General features: G+C 43.6%; 14 protein-coding genes. 8 read left to right on the top strand and 6 right to left on the bottom strand.

Annotated elements, in window-relative coordinates:
* Positions 1-243 precede the first annotated feature (243 nt).
* From CXF83_RS21440 to hemC, 4 genes are all read right to left on the bottom strand, one after another.
* A complete protein-coding gene (locus CXF83_RS21440; protein ID WP_101089761.1) occupies positions 244-1,410 on the bottom strand; it encodes a heme biosynthesis HemY N-terminal domain-containing protein in 1,167 nt (388 codons plus the stop codon).
* Positions 1,410-2,561: a uroporphyrinogen-III C-methyltransferase gene (locus CXF83_RS21435; RefSeq protein WP_101089762.1), complete on the bottom strand. Its 1,152-nt coding sequence runs from the start codon at positions 2,559-2,561 to the stop codon at positions 1,410-1,412. Before CXF83_RS21435 ends, CXF83_RS21440 begins: the two co-directional genes overlap by 1 nt.
* 66 nt (positions 2,562-2,627) lie before the next feature.
* Complete coding sequence (locus tag CXF83_RS21430) at positions 2,628-3,356, bottom strand: uroporphyrinogen-III synthase (RefSeq protein ID WP_101089763.1); 729 nt, start codon at positions 3,354-3,356, stop codon at positions 2,628-2,630.
* A gap of 9 nt (positions 3,357-3,365) precedes the next feature.
* Positions 3,366-4,298, bottom strand: a complete 933-nt coding sequence (gene hemC, locus CXF83_RS21425; RefSeq protein WP_101089764.1) for a hydroxymethylbilane synthase — start codon at positions 4,296-4,298, stop codon at positions 3,366-3,368.
* Between the two features lie 217 nt (positions 4,299-4,515).
* On the opposite strand from hemC, the gene CXF83_RS21420 reads away from it, so the two are divergent.
* The gene (locus tag CXF83_RS21420; protein ID WP_198553588.1) at positions 4,516-6,921 is read left to right on the top strand and encodes a class I adenylate cyclase; all 2,406 of its coding nucleotides are present in this window, start codon (positions 4,516-4,518) and stop codon (positions 6,919-6,921) included.
* Positions 6,922-6,972: 51 nt separating this feature from the next.
* Here CXF83_RS21420 and cyaY read toward each other — a convergent pair whose 3' ends face one another.
* Positions 6,973-7,302, bottom strand: coding sequence for an iron donor protein CyaY (gene cyaY / locus CXF83_RS21415; protein WP_101089766.1), 330 nt, complete (start codon positions 7,300-7,302; stop codon positions 6,973-6,975).
* 433 nt (positions 7,303-7,735) lie between these two features.
* On the opposite strand from cyaY, the gene CXF83_RS22600 reads away from it, so the two are divergent.
* The 6 genes from CXF83_RS22600 (at position 7,736) to CXF83_RS21390 (ending at position 12,326) form a co-directional block, all read left to right on the top strand.
* Positions 7,736-7,912: a hypothetical protein gene (locus CXF83_RS22600; RefSeq protein ID WP_157822888.1), complete on the top strand. Its 177-nt coding sequence runs from the start codon at positions 7,736-7,738 to the stop codon at positions 7,910-7,912.
* 4 nt (positions 7,913-7,916) lie between these two features.
* Positions 7,917-9,161, top strand: coding sequence for a diaminopimelate decarboxylase (lysA, locus tag CXF83_RS21410; protein ID WP_101089767.1), 1,245 nt, complete (start codon positions 7,917-7,919; stop codon positions 9,159-9,161).
* A gap of 65 nt (positions 9,162-9,226) precedes the next feature.
* Entirely contained in the window at positions 9,227-10,054 is an 828-nt protein-coding gene (gene dapF, locus CXF83_RS21405; protein ID WP_101089768.1) for a diaminopimelate epimerase, read from the top strand.
* A complete protein-coding gene (locus tag CXF83_RS21400) occupies positions 10,051-10,683 on the top strand; it encodes a DUF484 family protein (protein WP_101089769.1) in 633 nt (210 codons plus the stop codon). Before dapF ends, CXF83_RS21400 begins: the two co-directional genes overlap by 4 nt.
* A gap of 12 nt (positions 10,684-10,695) precedes the next feature.
* Positions 10,696-11,607 (top strand): tyrosine recombinase XerC, encoded by a 912-nt coding sequence (gene xerC / locus CXF83_RS21395; protein ID WP_101089770.1) that lies wholly within the window; start codon positions 10,696-10,698, stop codon positions 11,605-11,607.
* Entirely contained in the window at positions 11,607-12,326 is a 720-nt protein-coding gene (locus CXF83_RS21390) for an HAD-IA family hydrolase (RefSeq protein WP_101089771.1), read from the top strand. Before xerC ends, CXF83_RS21390 begins: the two co-directional genes overlap by 1 nt.
* Positions 12,327-12,373: 47 nt before the next feature.
* Here the strand turns inward: CXF83_RS21390 and ric are convergent, their stop codons facing one another.
* Complete coding sequence (ric, locus tag CXF83_RS21385; protein WP_101089772.1) at positions 12,374-13,081, bottom strand: iron-sulfur cluster repair di-iron protein; 708 nt, start codon at positions 13,079-13,081, stop codon at positions 12,374-12,376.
* 639 nt (positions 13,082-13,720) lie between these two features.
* Between ric and CXF83_RS21380 the strand changes: the two genes are divergently transcribed.
* On the top strand, positions 13,721-15,850 hold the full coding sequence (locus CXF83_RS21380) for a multiheme c-type cytochrome (protein ID WP_101089773.1): 2,130 nt from the start codon (positions 13,721-13,723) through the stop codon (positions 15,848-15,850).
* Positions 15,851-16,082 lie beyond the last annotated feature (232 nt).

The following is a 16,082-nucleotide window of genomic DNA, read 5'->3' as shown; positions in this document are numbered from 1 at the left end:
ATAGTCAGTACTTAGTCATTTTAAATTATTGTACTGACAGTACAAATTTCGTACGTCATTGAAGCGTTGTCAAATAAGCTAAAGTCAAGGTGGGTAAGCGATATGTTTACTGGGTTCGATACCCATTTTTAAAAATTAACTTTATCAACTAGCTAGCTTTGAATAGGGTTTTAGAGGAATTGTTTAAAAGTCAAAAAGCCACTTAAAAGTGGCTTTTATATTCAAAATAAATATAAGCGTTAGCTACATTTTTGCAGCGTTACGTCGAGTTTGTAGTGCTCTGTTAAGTTCGCCTTGATGCTCTTGAGCATCGGCGAGAGCATACAAGTTAGTTATATCATCTTGCAGGTAGCATGCTTTTTGCCACCATATTTTAGCATTGTGGTAGTCGTGATTTTGATGATAGAGCTTAGCTAAACAGATTTGGTAATCAACATTGTCTTCAAAGTGAGATTCAAGCGCGAGTAGCTGTTTTTTAGCTTCAACATCTGCCGGTAAAAGCACTTGTGAAAACGCTTCGAAGATAGGCTTTGAAGGCGCTGCTTTGAGTTGCTTTTGCAGCAACTTTATCGCTTGCTCTTTTTGACCGAAACGGTTTAATCCAATGGCGTATTCTGCAATATAGTCTGCTTGTTTTCTTTCGCCCCGAGATAACCAATGCCAGCATTTTTCCAATTCTTGCTCATTGGTTTTCGATGCGCTTTGCAGTAAGGCAATATTGGTCTCGAGCGAGAGCGTATTAAAGGCTTCTTCAGTAAGGATCTGCTTTTTACTGATAATAGGTAAGATTAACTTAAGTGCCTGCCAGTCTTGTTGTGCTTGGTATAGATCTACAGCAAGTTTTAAAACAGGGACTTTACTCTTACTGGTCGGGTTTAATTTTTCTAGCTCCTTTCGGGCTAAATCGAGCTCACCTTGTTGTAATAAATAACGGGTACGAGTAGTACTTACAGCTTTGACCGCTAACGGTTCCAGTTCCGCTTTTGCTAAATATTCATCACGAGAACTAATGTTATTTTGATGCTGAGCAGCACGGGCTGCAGCAAGTAGATTTAGCGCGGGTATCTCACCTTTTTCCGCGCCTTTAACCATGGCTTTTTCTGCGGCTGGCCAATCTTCTTCTGCTAAGGCTAGGGCGCCCATAAGGGTATGCTTTCTTGCCGCCTTTTTGCGCCATTTTTCAGGTAAAAGGCGACTACCAATAATAAGGTTAAGCACCCACACAACTACAAATTCAACCACTTGTAGCAGACTGTAAAATACAATGAGTGCGATAAAAGCAAATACAATACTGGTTTCAGCTTGGTAGTCTCCAAGGGCAATATAAAGGTATCCTTTATTGCCAGCGAGGAAAGGGCTTACACATAATCCAAGTAAAATAATGCCAAGATAGACGAGAGCACGAACCATTATTGTGTCTCCTCAGTCATCAAGTCACCGTATGTCACCAATTGATTTAGTAAGTTAGATGAGTCAAAGCGCTCAATTGACGCAGTTTGAATTTTTAAGGTTTTCAGTGCGTCGAGTGTGGCTAACGCATCAATGACATGTTGATCTTCTAGGTCAAAATATTGGTAAACCCACTTTCTAGCTAATTTAACCGAGTTGCGGTAATTGACTTGATCTTGTCTGTAAAGCGCGAGTTGAGCTTGTAGTAACTTGTTACGTGTATTTTCAACTAGATACCACTGTTGATCAGGCTCTAACAGTGGTGCGGCATCTGTGGTTCGCTTTCTAATAATGACAAAGTCATCGATGAGTGCTTGCCAAGATCTGGCGAGATTTGATTGCCAGTCATCCAGTGAGCCACTGACCTCGGTGTCTTTTAGTTCTTCTGCTGAAAAATGAGTCTCAGCGCGATTTAGCGGTAAGGTTTCTAGCCCTTCAATAAGCGTATCTAGGGTTAATACAGTGCCTGCTATATCGGTATTTTTTATTGATGCGGTTGCTGCTATATCATTTGCTAATGCCTTTCTTAATGGCATTAAAGAGGGATCGCGCATTGACTTAATGCGTTCATCCGCAGCCTTCAGTAAGCTCGTTGCTGTACTTGGATCTTGCTCAAGCCATAACTTCTGCCCCGCGAGTCTGACGAGGTATTTAGCTTCTTCTGCTCGCCAGTGATTGGGGTTACGTTGAGCAATAATCGATACGCGTTCTTGCAACTGCTCTTGCTCGCTTTGAGCGGCTGAAAGGGCTAAATCTACATTAGATTTGAACTGGACTTGTTGCTGTTCTAAAAAAGCGATCCGTTGATTTGGCTGAACAAGTTCTGCTTGTATTTTTTGCTCTAAAGCCAGCGACTGTGCTTTTTGGGCTTCGAGCTGTTGATAAAGATAATACCCGCCTGCCGCCGCTGCAAAAGAGACCATCAGCAAAATAAAGAGGGTAATAATAATCCCCCAAGGAGCTGATTGATTAGATTCAATCGGCGTGTCATTGACAGCATGCTGTGCGGTACTGGTTTGTGGCTCTGACTTCGCGTCGATAACAGGCTGCGCCGCAATGGTTGTTTCAGGGCTTGGCTCGCTAGAGCTGACGTCAGTGTGCTTGTTTTCCATTAAACAGTCCTTGAAAGCGATGATGCTGCAGTAAAACGAGTACATTACTAATGTTAGTGTGACAGGCTATAAAGATAGCGCAGTCAGCATGGCATTAGTATTAGCGGCTTTAGCATTGGTTACGGTACTTAGACCGTATGCGATAGCTTTGTCATATACTCGGGAGCTTGGGACTATAATATGACAAGTTTGCAGCCATGCAAATAGTTCATTTGGAACAGTTTTGACGAGGTTATCGAGTATATCGCCACTGGTGATGATGATAGTGTCTATACCGAAGGTTTGCCATTGTTGGCAAATATTGGAAATATCTAACTCAGGACAGCCTCTTTGATAGACTTCCCAGTAACTCAAATTGGCTTTTCGTTGGCAAAGTTCAAGCGCTAAATCTTCTCGACCACCCACGCCACGCACAATGACAATATTCTTATCATCCACATGTTTTAGTGTTGCTAAACTGAGTAACCCTTCCGTTTGCTGGCAATCCGCAGGGGCTTTTTCGGCGTTAATACCAAGTGCTTTTAAGGCTAAATAGGTGGCTTCGCCAACGGCAAAGTATTGTGCCGATGATGGCCATTTATCAGTAATTGCAGTTGATGCGAATTTGACAGCATTGGTACTAATGAAGATGAAGATATCAGCTTGCTGTAACGCGCTATCAATCTGTTGAGCGTCAAGGTTTGAAGTGGGTTTTACGTGTAATAAAGGCGTCGTAAGGTAAGAGACGTTTCTTAACGATAACGCCTCTTCCATTAACTGATTACGCCCTTGAGGGCGTGTCAGTAGTACTTTCATCAATACGATTTACGCTTTTGCATATACAGCATCAAGAATTGTTTTAGCGCCTTTGGCTAGCAACTCTTCAGCAAGTGCTATACCCAGCTTTTCCGCGTCGTCTTTATGGCCAGATGAAGCCGCTTCAATAATTTGGCTACCATCTGGGTTACCGACTAGACCACGAAGATTTAATATGTCGCCGTCAAGCTCTGCATAAGCACCAATGGGGACTTGGCAGCCACCTTCAAGGCGAGTATTCATTGCGCGCTCAGCAGTGACGCGAAGACGAGTTTCTAAATGCTCAAGTGGGGCTAGTAGCGCTTTTACGCGTGTATCAGCGGTACGACATTCAATACCGACGGCGCCTTGGCCATTAGCGGGTAATGAGTCTTCAGCAGAGATAAAGCTGGTAATTCTGCTTTCAAGTTTTAAACGCTTAAGGCCTGCTGCTGCAAGGATAATCGCATCATAGTTACCCGCATCTAGCTTAGCTAAGCGCGTACCAACGTTACCACGTAGATCTTTGATTTGAAGATCTGGACGTGCTGCACGAATTTGGCATTGACGACGCAAGCTAGAAGTACCAACAACCGCACCTTGAGGCAGTTCATTAATGCTCTTAAAGTCATTTGAAACAAATGCGTCACGGGGATCTTCACGCTCACAAATGACTTCAAGACCTAAGCCTTCAGGAAAGTCGACAGGAACGTCTTTCATTGAATGAACGGCGATATCGGCTCTGTCTTCTAGTATGGCCACTTCAAGTTCTTTCACGAACAAGCCTTTACCACCCACTTTAGCAAGAGGCGTATCTAAGATGATGTCACCTTTAGTGCTCATAGGCAGCAATTCAACGGTGAGGCCTTGATGGATTCTTTCCAGTTCAGCTTTCACAAATTCAGCTTGCCACATGGCAAGAGGGCTCTTACGTGTTGCGATACGGATTACATTTTGAGACATGCAGAATATTCCATCTTAGATCTTAGTTGCACCAATGCTAACATTGCCCGAAAGCAGATGTAACGTTATGCTGCTAATTCTTTGAAGTACACCCCGTTATATCCCGTTAGAAAGTGTGATCTTGATCACGCTCGCTTGCCGTTGAACATTTTGACGTATACATTAGGCATAGCAATTTATATTAAGGAGTGGACTCAGTTTGGCAGAAAAGCTCGATATGCTCGAATGTGCAGCTGAAAGATTGGATTGTATTCGATATGCGCGAGCGAGCGCGTTATTGTCGCCACTTAAACGGTATTTGCTACGCCTAATCCCCGTTTTATTACACCATCATTCAGATAAACTCCCCGGTTATAATGGACCGCTTACGCCTAATGGGATTTTTGATTTCCATTTAAATGCGGAAGATTTTGAAGCTTGTGACACCCTCGATATTACCGTGCCGCCCAATGCCATTAAGCCTAACGCGCTTATAGAGGGTGTTTATAGTATGGGGAGCACGGCTAGCTTTGGGCAAAATTCTCAAAGTGATATTGATGTTTGGCTGATCCACAATAAGTCGATGAGTCAGAGCCAATGTGAGTTATTAGCGCAGAAAGCGAGTTTGTTAACCCAGTGGTTCGCGCAATTTGATTTCGAAGTGAATATCTATTTAGTGCATCCTCAACAATTCGTTATGGGCCAAGATGATCAAAAAGATCTGTACAACAGTATGGGCCATGAGCATAGCGGTAGTGCGCAACATTGGTTGTTGCTTGAAGAGTTTTACCGTAGTCATTTTAAATTAGCCGGAAAGGTGATTGCGTGGTGGCCACAAGCCAAAAAAAGAGCCCATTTACTATCGCTTGGTGATGCTCGGGCATTACCCGCTAGCGAATATTTTGGGGCATCATTGTGGCAGCTATATAAGGGAGTAGAAAAACCGCATAAAGCGTTGCTAAAGGTTCTGCTTTTAGAAGCTTACGCAAGTGAATACCCTCATACTCGTTTAGTGAGTGACCGCATTTGGAAGCGCACTCTAGAGGGCGACTTTTCTGCAGGAAACGATGCTTATTATCTATTGTACGAGTCTATTGAAACTTATTTACTAAAGTTGGGTGATGCGAGAAGACTTGAGATCACTCGTCGTTGCTTTTATCTTAAATGCGGTGTGAGGCTCAGTTTCTCTGAACAAGCAAAAGATTGGCGTTATTACAAAATACATCAACTGGTTGAAAACTGGGGCTGGGCAGCAAGCTTAGTTGAAACACTCGATAATTGTGAGTATTGGCATTGTGGTCAGTTGCAGTGGTTTAATGAGCAACTTAATGAGCTAATGCTGGGGAGTTATCAAACGCTGTTGCACTTTGCTTCTGCGCATCGCTTGAGTGAGAGCCTGAGGATTTCAGAATTAGGTCTGTTGACCCGTAAGTTACATACCTACTTTAGTGAAGATGAGCATCAAATTATGACGCTTAATCAACTCTGGAGCCGCTCAATTACAGAAGATCATCTTTCGATTATCTATAGTGAACAGGACAAAAATTACTATTTATATCGATGTGCACCCAATCCCAAACAATTTCTGCAACACAGTGCGGTTTACCATTCCAAGAGCAAAGCTAAGTTGTTGGTGTGGGCGTCACTCAATGGCATTTCAGTGCAAAGCACTCGCTGGTATGAAGTTAAAAAGAGCAAGCGCAGAGCTGAGTTTTTAACTCGAGCGGCCAGGCGTCTTGATGGCTTGATCGATCTTGCTTCAATGAAAGTATCAAAAATGGCGCTTTGTCAGCCTTGGCATTTTAAGAAATTGGTATTTCTGCTCAACTTTAATAGTGATCCCACAGAGCAGTGGCTTGGCCAAGAGATAATGGCTGATTATTTGAATAGTAATATTTTTTCAATGGGCAAGCATAAAACCAATATGCTGGGGTCTATTGATGTTATTAGTTTAAATAGTTGGGGAGAGTGGCATTGTAATCATTTTGAAGGCGAGAAAGCGATTTTAGAAGCGCTGGCTTCAGTGACTCCCGGAATGAGAAGGGCGACGCACGAGGTGTGCATTGAGGTTATTAGCTGCTCAAGTAAGCTTCGCTCGCAAACTGAACGCAGCGTTAAAAACCTGCTAGACAGGGCGGTTCGTTTAACGGATCAAGCTCAAGATTCATCTACCTTGGTTTATCCACTCAAAGTGGGTCCCATCCGCTATGGTATCTTCTTTAATAATCGCGGTATGCATTTCGAAAACCTAAGCGATGCAAAGTCCTTTTACCAGCAGCTTTCAAAAAGAAAATTGGTTGAAATACCGCGACCTGAACTCGGCAATGAACCTTTTTCAAAGCTCCCCTCGGTTATTCAGGACTATGCCGCAAAAGGGGCGGTTCAGTACTTTTTACGCCAACGTGTAGAAGGACTCGATGTGTTTATTCTAGATGAGAATAATGCGTTAAATCATTATGTTCAAGAGGGAGCTGATGTCGAAGGCTTGGTGAGCCAGGTGAGTCATCATCACGCATTTAATGACTCAACATTAGAGAAAGAACAGTTTAATATGCCACAGTTTTTTAAATTGGAACGCGTCAAAGGCCAGCTTATTGCGTTGCCTTTTGGTGTTTCAAAGGAGGCTTACGAGGTGGAGTTTTAAGTTTGGATGGAGGTTTTATAAAAAGAGGAGTTTCCTCCTCCTTAATAAACACTAGATATCTAGCTTTAGCCCACTTTGCTTGAAAATAGATTCGATAACAAACGGCATGAATTCAGTGTCGTTACGCTGATCTAACCATTTACCTTCAATGTAGGCAAAGTGATAACCACCAAACTGCGTTGCTAACCAAATCTCATGCATTGGCTCTTGCTTGTTGATCACTATCTTAGAGTTGCCGTTAAATTCTAATTGTAAGACATTACCAGAACCATCGACATCGACGTCAGCATCTTGCTCGTCAATAAGAACCTCTAACGCATTATCAATTGCTTGAAACATTTCATCGGCAAGTTGATGAAATTCGAAATCTGTTATAGCCATGCTAATTATTCCTCAGATTTTTAAGATTGCAGTTAATGTAGCTAATACTACCAATCCAATCTGCGATTACCAATCACATTAATTTTAGGGTTATTGGGTTTTGATGTATTAATACGTAATATATAAAATTTAAGTAACTGTTTAATATCGGTTTAATCCAGTCGTTCACCTGAGTTGTAACACCTGTTTGATACAGTAAAATATCGATAAATAAGCGACTAGTGCCTATTAACCCGTCACATGGCTATCTTTTAGGTGTTTATCTTAGTAAAACAGCCCCTAAATAACTGTAGAAACAGCGGATATAAATGCGTTATAGGCTTGACTGATAATGGCCTTGTCTGCAAACATCAAGAATAACTATTTTTGCCACACAGCAGGACATTGATATGGGTTGCTCCTGTCTTAGGTCATTGCGCTAAAGGGTCAACCGATGTTGAAAAAAATGAGGCTGTTTTTGTTGGTCGGGCTTGGTAGCCTAGTACTTTTAGGTTGTGGGCAAAAAAGTGCGTTATTTAGAGCGCCGCCGCAAGATGTTAATCAAGCAGAGCAGGATCAAAAGTCGCCAGACGTAGAGCCTAAGCCAAGCGAAGAAAGTAACAAGGACTAAAGACGTGGATCATTTTATATATCAAGCAGAAGAGCTTTACGCCGAACAATGTCAGGTGGCCGAGTTAGCTAAGCAACATGGCACACCTCTTTATATCTATTCGCGAGCAACGCTGGAGCGACATTGGCATGCTTTTGATAATGCGGTTGCTAATCATCCACATCTTATCTGTTATGCGGTTAAAGCGAATTCAAATATTGCAGTATTGAATGTGCTTGCACGTTTGGGCAGCGGTTTTGATATTGTCTCAGGTGGCGAACTTGCTCGAGTGATTGAGGCCGGTGGCGATCCCGCTAAAGTGGTGTTCTCAGGCGTAGGTAAAACGGTCGCTGAGATGGAGATGGCGTTAGAGATTGGTATCTACTGCTTTAACGTAGAGTCTGCCGCTGAACTGGAACAATTAAGTATCGTTGCACATCGAATGGGCAAGATCGCGCCGGTGTCTTTGCGGATCAATCCAGACGTTGATGCGGGCACGCACCCTTACATCTCAACCGGGCTTAAAGAGAATAAGTTTGGTATTGCGATGGAAGAGGCTGAAACTATTTTCTTACGTGCCAAAGTGTTGCCAGCGTTAGACATTAAAGGTGTTGATTGCCATATCGGTTCTCAGTTAACTGAGATTAAGCCGTTTCTAGATGCAATGGATCGCATGTTGGCTTTAATCGATCGTTTAGCGGATCTAGGGGTCGAGATTAAGCATTTCGATGTCGGTGGCGGTCTTGGTGTCACTTACGATGATGAGTTACCACCACAACCCGACGTCTATGCCGCAGCATTACTCGAGCGTTTAGGTGAGCGAGATCTTAAGCTAATTTTCGAACCCGGTAGAGCGATTGCAGCTAACGCCGGTATTTTTGTCACTCAGGTGCTATACCTCAAAGAGAACAGCGAAAAGCGCTTTGCCTTAGTTGATGGTGCCATGAACGATTTAATTAGACCGGCGTTATACAGCGCGTGGCAAAAAATTATTCCGGCTATTGACCGTGGCGGCCAGACGCAAAGCTACGATGTGGTGGGACCTGTGTGTGAAACCGGCGACTTTTTAGGTAAAGATCGTCAGCTTAATGTGCAAGCGGGTGACTATTTAGCCATTCGTTCTTCAGGCGCATATGGTTTTACCATGGCGTCGAACTACAATTCACGGCCACGAGCGGCAGAATTGATGGTTGATGGTGAGAATGCGTACGTGATCCGAGAAAGAGAAAATCTTGCCCAATTGTGGCAAGGTGAACAATTACTACCGTAAACTCGATCAATAGAATGTAGCGTGATGGACACTATCCGCTACGGTTACCTTTAAGGAAGTCCATCTTGATTCAATTCACTAAGATGCACGGTTTAGGCAATGACTTTATGGTTGTTGATGGAGTCACACAAAATGTGTTCTTCTCACCGGATCAGATCCGACGTCTAGCAGACCGAAATTTTGGCATCGGCTTCGATCAATTATTATTGGTTGAACCCCCGTACGATCCGGATCTTGATTTTCATTATCGAATTTTTAATGCCGATGGCAGTGAAGTGGAGCAATGCGGTAATGGCGCCCGTTGTTTTGCTCGATTCGTGAGCAATAAAGGCTTAACGCAAAAGCATAAAATCCGTGTGAGTACCTCGTCAGGCAAGATTACCTTGAGACTGGAGCGAGACGGTAAAGTCACGGTTAACATGGGCGTGCCCGTGCTCGAACCGGCTAAAATACCTTTTAACGCAAAAAAGGTGGAAAAGACCTACTTGCTAATGGCGTCCTCAGCGACTTACCTTTGTGGTGCTGTATCGATGGGCAATCCACACTGTGTGATTGACGTTGCTGATGTGGCAAATACTGATGTCGATACTATTGGCGCAGAGTTGACCCAACATGAGCGTTTTCCTAAAGGGGTTAATGTTGGCTTTATGGAAGTGGTTAACGCTGGCTATATCAAACTGCGCGTTTATGAGCGCGGCGCAGCTGAAACATTAGCCTGTGGCACTGGGGCATGTGCTGCGGTGGTGGTGGGTATTTTACAGGGTAAGCTAGACAGAAATGTACGCGTTGATCTGCCTGGTGGCACATTAATGATCAACTGGGATGGCGAAGGTAAGCCGTTATGGATGACTGGGCCTGCAGAGCACGTTTATGATGGACAAATTCCTCAATGACAGATAACACCATGAAGCAACCGCCGTTTGACGAGATCTTGATCCGAGAATACCTGCTGGATAACCCTGATTTTTTTAGCCGTTACCCTGAGTTATTGATTGCGATGCGTATTCCCCATGCTGAACGAGGAGCCGTTTCATTGGTTGAACGTCAGCAAGAATCATTACGTCAGCGAGTTGCGCAGCTTGAAGAGGAGATCACCGCTCTACTGTCAATGGCGTCACGTAACGAGCAGATCTACATGTTTAACAGTGCATTGTCGATGCAGATGCTAAAATGCGAAGATATGGGCGAGTTGCGTCAGGTATTATCAAGCGGCTTAAAAGAGCAGTTTCAATTTAGCCATGTTCGATTAATCACCGTGCATGACATCGACAGTGCGTTGTCTCATATTTGGAGAAAGCGTTTAGATTCAGGTTATTATTTTGGTCGATTAACCATTGAAGAGTCGAAACGTTTGTTTGGTTCCGAGGTCGGCTCAGTCGCTTTATCTCGTTTGTCTAACGAGTGTGGTCAAGTGATATTTGCTATTGCAAGTTCAGATCCTATGCACTTTCATCCCGATATGGATCATCTATTACTTTCTCAACTCAAGCAGTTATTGGACCATCAGTTGTCTAAAATTTAACAGAGAGGCTTTATGGCTGACAATGTATCTTCGGGCACGTCACCTTGGCTTATCGATTTTGAGCGTTACCTGAAAACCGAACGACAAGTGTCAGCCTACACCGTGAGAAATTACTTGTTTGAGCTGAAACGTGTTGAAACATTGTTTTCAGTTAATGATAGCTGGCTAGACTTACAACATGAGTCACTGCAAGCCATACTTGCTAAACTACACCGTCAAGGATTAAGCCCTCGCTCTTTGTCTCTGACGCTGTCATCGATTAAGCAATTTTTCGATTTCCTGCTAAGAGATCAACAGATCTCGGTTAACCCCGCACTTAACCTTAGGTCCCCGAAGCAAGGCAAACCTTTACCTAAAAATATGGATATTGATTCCGTTACCCATCTACTCGAAATCGATGCTAATGACCCATTAAGCTATCGAGACAAGGCGATAATGGAGCTGTTTTACTCCTCTGGTTTACGACTTGCAGAGCTTGCAGCACTAGATGTTGTTGATATTAAGTTTTCACAAGCGCAAGTCAAAGTGTTGGGCAAGGGCAGTAAAGAGCGCATCGTACCAATTGGTAAGTTAGCATTGGTTGCGATCACACAATGGCTTGATATTCGGCGTGCTATTGCCTGTGAGGACGACGCTCTGTTTGTGACGGCAAAGGGCCGCCGCTTAGCTCACCGTAGTATTCAAGCAAGGCTGGCTAAGTGGGGCCAAGAGCAGACGCTGGGCATTAAAGTACATCCACACAAGTTACGTCACTCGTTTGCGACCCACATGCTTGAATCCAGTGCTGACTTACGTGCAGTACAGGAGCTGCTTGGACATGCCAATCTGTCGACTACCCAAATCTATACTAGCCTTGATTTTCAACATTTAGCGAAGGTGTATGATGGCGCGCATCCACGAGCGAAAAAGGGCGGTAACAAATAATGAATATCTCTATTCGACCGCAAGCCTTTAGCGTGATTAGCTTTGATCTGGATGATTGTCTCTATGACAATCGACCCATCATTGCCCAAGCTGAAGCAGCCATGCAACAGTTTTTATTGCAGCATTATCCTCGCTCGACCCAATGGCAGTTCAGTGATTGGCGTCAGCTTAAAATGAGCTTATTGGCTGAGCAGCCAGCGCTAAAACACGACACCAGTTTAGCGCGATTGATCTTGCTACAGCATGGGTTAATCGCTCTGGGTTATTCGGCTGCAGAAGCTAAAAAAGGTGCCAAAGCTGGGTTAGAGCACTTTAGATTTTATCGCAGTAATTTTAGTGTGTCGAAAGAGGTTATCGTATTACTGACTTTGCTGAAACAGCACTATCGTTTAATCGCCATCAGTAACGGTAACGTCGATTATCAACGTATAGGATTGGGTGACATATTTGAATTTGCGCTGAGTCCGGGTAATGGATTAAAGCAGAAGCCGGCAAAAGACATGTTTGTTCACGCGGCTCAGAAGCTGGGAACCCCACTGTCCAGTATTCTTCATGTTGGCGATAGCGCCAAAAGTGATGTTGATGGAGCAAGAAAGGCTGGCTGCCAAGCAGTATGGCTAAATCCTGGTTTTGGCGCTAAAGAATACGCTAAGGCGCATCAACAGCTAGCGCATATTACTCTCTCTGATATTCAGTTACTAAAGTGCTTAATTAATTAGATCATATCGATAAGCCAGCTTAACGAGTAAGCTGGCTTAAAATATGTCTATGCCGTTAGTGCAATTGCCTGCGGAAACAAAATAGTATTTTCGATGTGAATATGTTGTTTTAAATCCGCTTCAAATTCCGCAAGAGTCGCATAACAAACTCGCCATGTGGTACAGGCATGTGCTGGCGGTTGAAAACCATTTGTAAGCTCGCTTATCTTGTCAAATACCTGCAGTGCATCATCATGCTCATGCAGCATGGCATTAATCGGGTTGCTGATATGGCCGAAACACGTTTGCGTTTGTGCTTGGTTGTACAGGCCTTGAATTGCCGGAAACAAGATCTGCTCCTCTTTCATTAAATGTGGCATCAAATCATCGACTAATGCATTGATCCAACCTGCTAGTGGCTTAATTTCACTGTGTTTCTCACCATGAGCACGGACCATTTTTTGACTGTATTCAACGAGCAGCGGAGCCTTTTCTCTAACATAGCTATGGTGAGTAGCTTCAATGTAAGTGAGTAAATCTGGCAGTGGCAACTGTGCTAGTCCTTGCTCTGTATCCACATTTGAATCTAAGCTTTGCAGCGCACTTAATACGGCCTCAGCATCTGCATCAAAACGACCTATTGCGCGTTCAAGTGAGATCCCGCCGCCACAGCAGAAGTCGATGCCAAATTGACTGAAAATATGAGCGGTACGAAAATCGTTAGCAACTAACTCTCCAACACGGGTAGCTAGCAGAACTTCTTTTGATTGAGACATGATGGCACTCCAACAACTGCAAATAATATAACATGCATATTATTTGCAGTTTATGTGCTTCACAATGATTACTTGAGTAAAATGCTCGGGTAATCACACTTTTACTCTGGAAATCTTACTTTAGAGGTATGTTGATAACTTGATTGCTAACGGTTTGGTGGCGGAGCATGCCGCCAATTCGTATTGCGTTCAGCATCAACTCTATCTTCATCTTCACAATAATTTTTTCAAATACCTAAAGACCAATATTTATTAAACTCATATATTAAAATCAATAACTTAACAAATTTTTGGTCTGTTAAAAATCATCACCACTACGATTACCGCTGTTGGTAGGCTTATTGTTAGCTGTAAGTTGCAAAATGCGTTCAGTAAAGACTTGTTGCTAACGTTGGTGTGCTTGGGGATATACATCGTGCATCTTGCAAATGTACAGTTTGGTTGTTTAGCTTTTAATCCATAACTAGGTGCTAATATATTATTTTAAATCAATCAGTTAATCTAATACTAAGTTACATCATCTCTGTCACAAATTTAACAAAAATGATCGATTATTAATCTTTAGCTCAGGTTCGATTCAGGTTCAAGGTAAAGAATACACACACCCTATATAGGGTCTTTATAATAAAAGAGATAATGATGATGAACCTCAAACAGCTCAAAGCACCTCTCGCGGTGTTTATGGCATTTGGTATCGCAGCATGCGGATCAGATGGCAAAGATGGGTCCGATGGGTCCGATGGAGTAACTCCACCGGTTTTTGCAACTACTGCTGAAACACTTAACCTTGAGTACCTGACTTACGGTATTGACGAACAAGGCGTTCGCGCTGCTACCTTTCGGTTAACCAATGAGAAGGACCAACTCGTTAAAGGTCTTGGTTCTGTGCGGTTCCTACATAGCCAACTGGCTACACTTGAGAAAGGTGGCACTCAACGCCAAGGCTTTGGTTATGTTACTTGTAGTGCTAATAATGAAGCAGGCGCTTGCTTAACGGATAATGAAGATGGGACATACACAGTCTTTAACCCTACATCTATATTAGACCTCGATACCTCAGCAAAGGGCTACGAGTTTGATAGTGAAGTACCACAGCGCTTTATGGTTCGTGTTCAAAGCTATGGTGGTTTACCGGTCATTGGCAGTGTTCAAGACATAATGCCAGAGATAGACTTTATGCTTAGCGGCGAAGCTGTCACGACTACCCGCAAGATTGTATCTACTGACTCATGCCTAGCTTGTCATACCGATATTTCGTATGCCCGATATGACTCTTACGACCGTTCACCACATTATGCTAACGACCTTAACGCTTGTGCATCTTGCCACGCGACAGGTGAAAAAGATGGTAAAGGTACTATTAACGAACGTGCGCACCGTTGGCACTTCGATAGTTACCTTACTAACGTTGAATCAACCAAAAATTGCCTCAGCTGCCACGAAAGCGAAAATACAGCCGAACTTCCTAACGCTTCAGATTGGTTAGCGGGTAATGACGCCAAAGCTTGTGCGACTTGTCACTCAGGGGATTACGCACCATCTCACGGTATCGATATGCCAATGACTTGTGGTGGTGTTTGTCACGATGTTGCTGAAATCCATGTTGCACCGGTTGAAGCGCTAGCGACAGCACGTGATATGTTTAGTATTGAAGTTATTAGCGTTGAAGCTACACCGGTCACCAGCACTCGTGGCGGCCACGATTACAATACCGCTGAAATTGCCTTAGTATTAGAGATCCGTGACTCGGCCGGTACTCCCGTGACTGAAATGCCTGACTTTAAAGCTTTACGTGCAACGTTAGCTTGGGACGCATCAACCAACTATAAAATGCTCACTATGGAAACATTAGTGGGCGGTAAGCTTGGTCGTATGGCTGATCATAGCGTTAATGCTAAGTTGAATGAAATGGAAGTTGTTCCGGTTGGCGCTGGTCAGTATGCCTTTGTTATTTCCGGTGCGCTAAACCCAGACCCAACCAAAAATGATACGGGTTTAATCATTCCAACGGGTACTGAGATAGCTAAAGGTGCTGTATCGATTGAATCAACCATTATGATTAACAAAGCAGGTGAGCTGCAGCCATCTGGTACCGATGGTGCTATCCAAAATCGCTTGCGCTCTGTTACATCATTCTTTGACATGCAAGGCTTAGCTGATACCCAGCGTCGCCAGGTTGTAAGTAACGAGCTTTGTGCTGCGTGTCATGGTGACATGGCTTACGGTATGCACTCTCGTCGCAACGATCTTGAACAGCAATGCTCAACTTGTCATAACCCAAATATCGCTATTTGGGATAAAACCTTTAATGCAACAAAAACTGCACCAGACGATACTGTACTAAACCATCTTGGTTGGTCGGTGTATGTCCACGCGCTTCATGCTGGTGACAGAGAAGAGCAAAATCTAGAAGACGGCGCTATACGTGATTGGAAATATCCTGCAAATATTAAGGATTGCGCAGCGTGTCACGTTAGCGGTTCTGTGAAGCTTGATGATATCCAAAAATCGGGCATGTTTGTTACTCGTGATGCTTATTCTGAAGACGCAGAGTTCACACTAACATCTCCAGCGGCGGCAACATGCTGGTCATGTCATAGCGGCGGCGGCGAGCCACTCAAATCACATATGATTAGTAATGGCGCGCTCTTTAATGCACCACTTCACGGTGCTGATATAGAGGGTGATATCGTAGTGCAACAGAACAATCTTGAATCTTGTTCTGTCTGTCACTCAGAAGCTAAGCTCGCTGAGTCTCACAAGCTCTAAATTAGTTACTGTACCTTATAACGTCTCGCCCTGCATTTGAGACTGGCCGCTATCAACCAATAGCGGCTTTTTCACTCGAAAACAAATGCTAACACTTGTCGGTGAGCGGCGTACCTATTTGGAGGGCAAGGCTATTCAGCCAAGAGGGCGGATAGTCGTTCTAACTCAAACTTGGCTAATTCAATAGTTCGTATTGACGTAAGCCATATCTATCGGCGTATTCCTAACGCAA

This window comes from Shewanella sp. Choline-02u-19 (assembly GCF_002836205.1).
Classification (GTDB): Bacteria; Pseudomonadota; Gammaproteobacteria; order Enterobacterales; family Shewanellaceae; genus Shewanella.
Note: the sequence above shows the minus strand (reverse complement) of the source record. Positions and strands in the feature narration are given on the sequence as shown.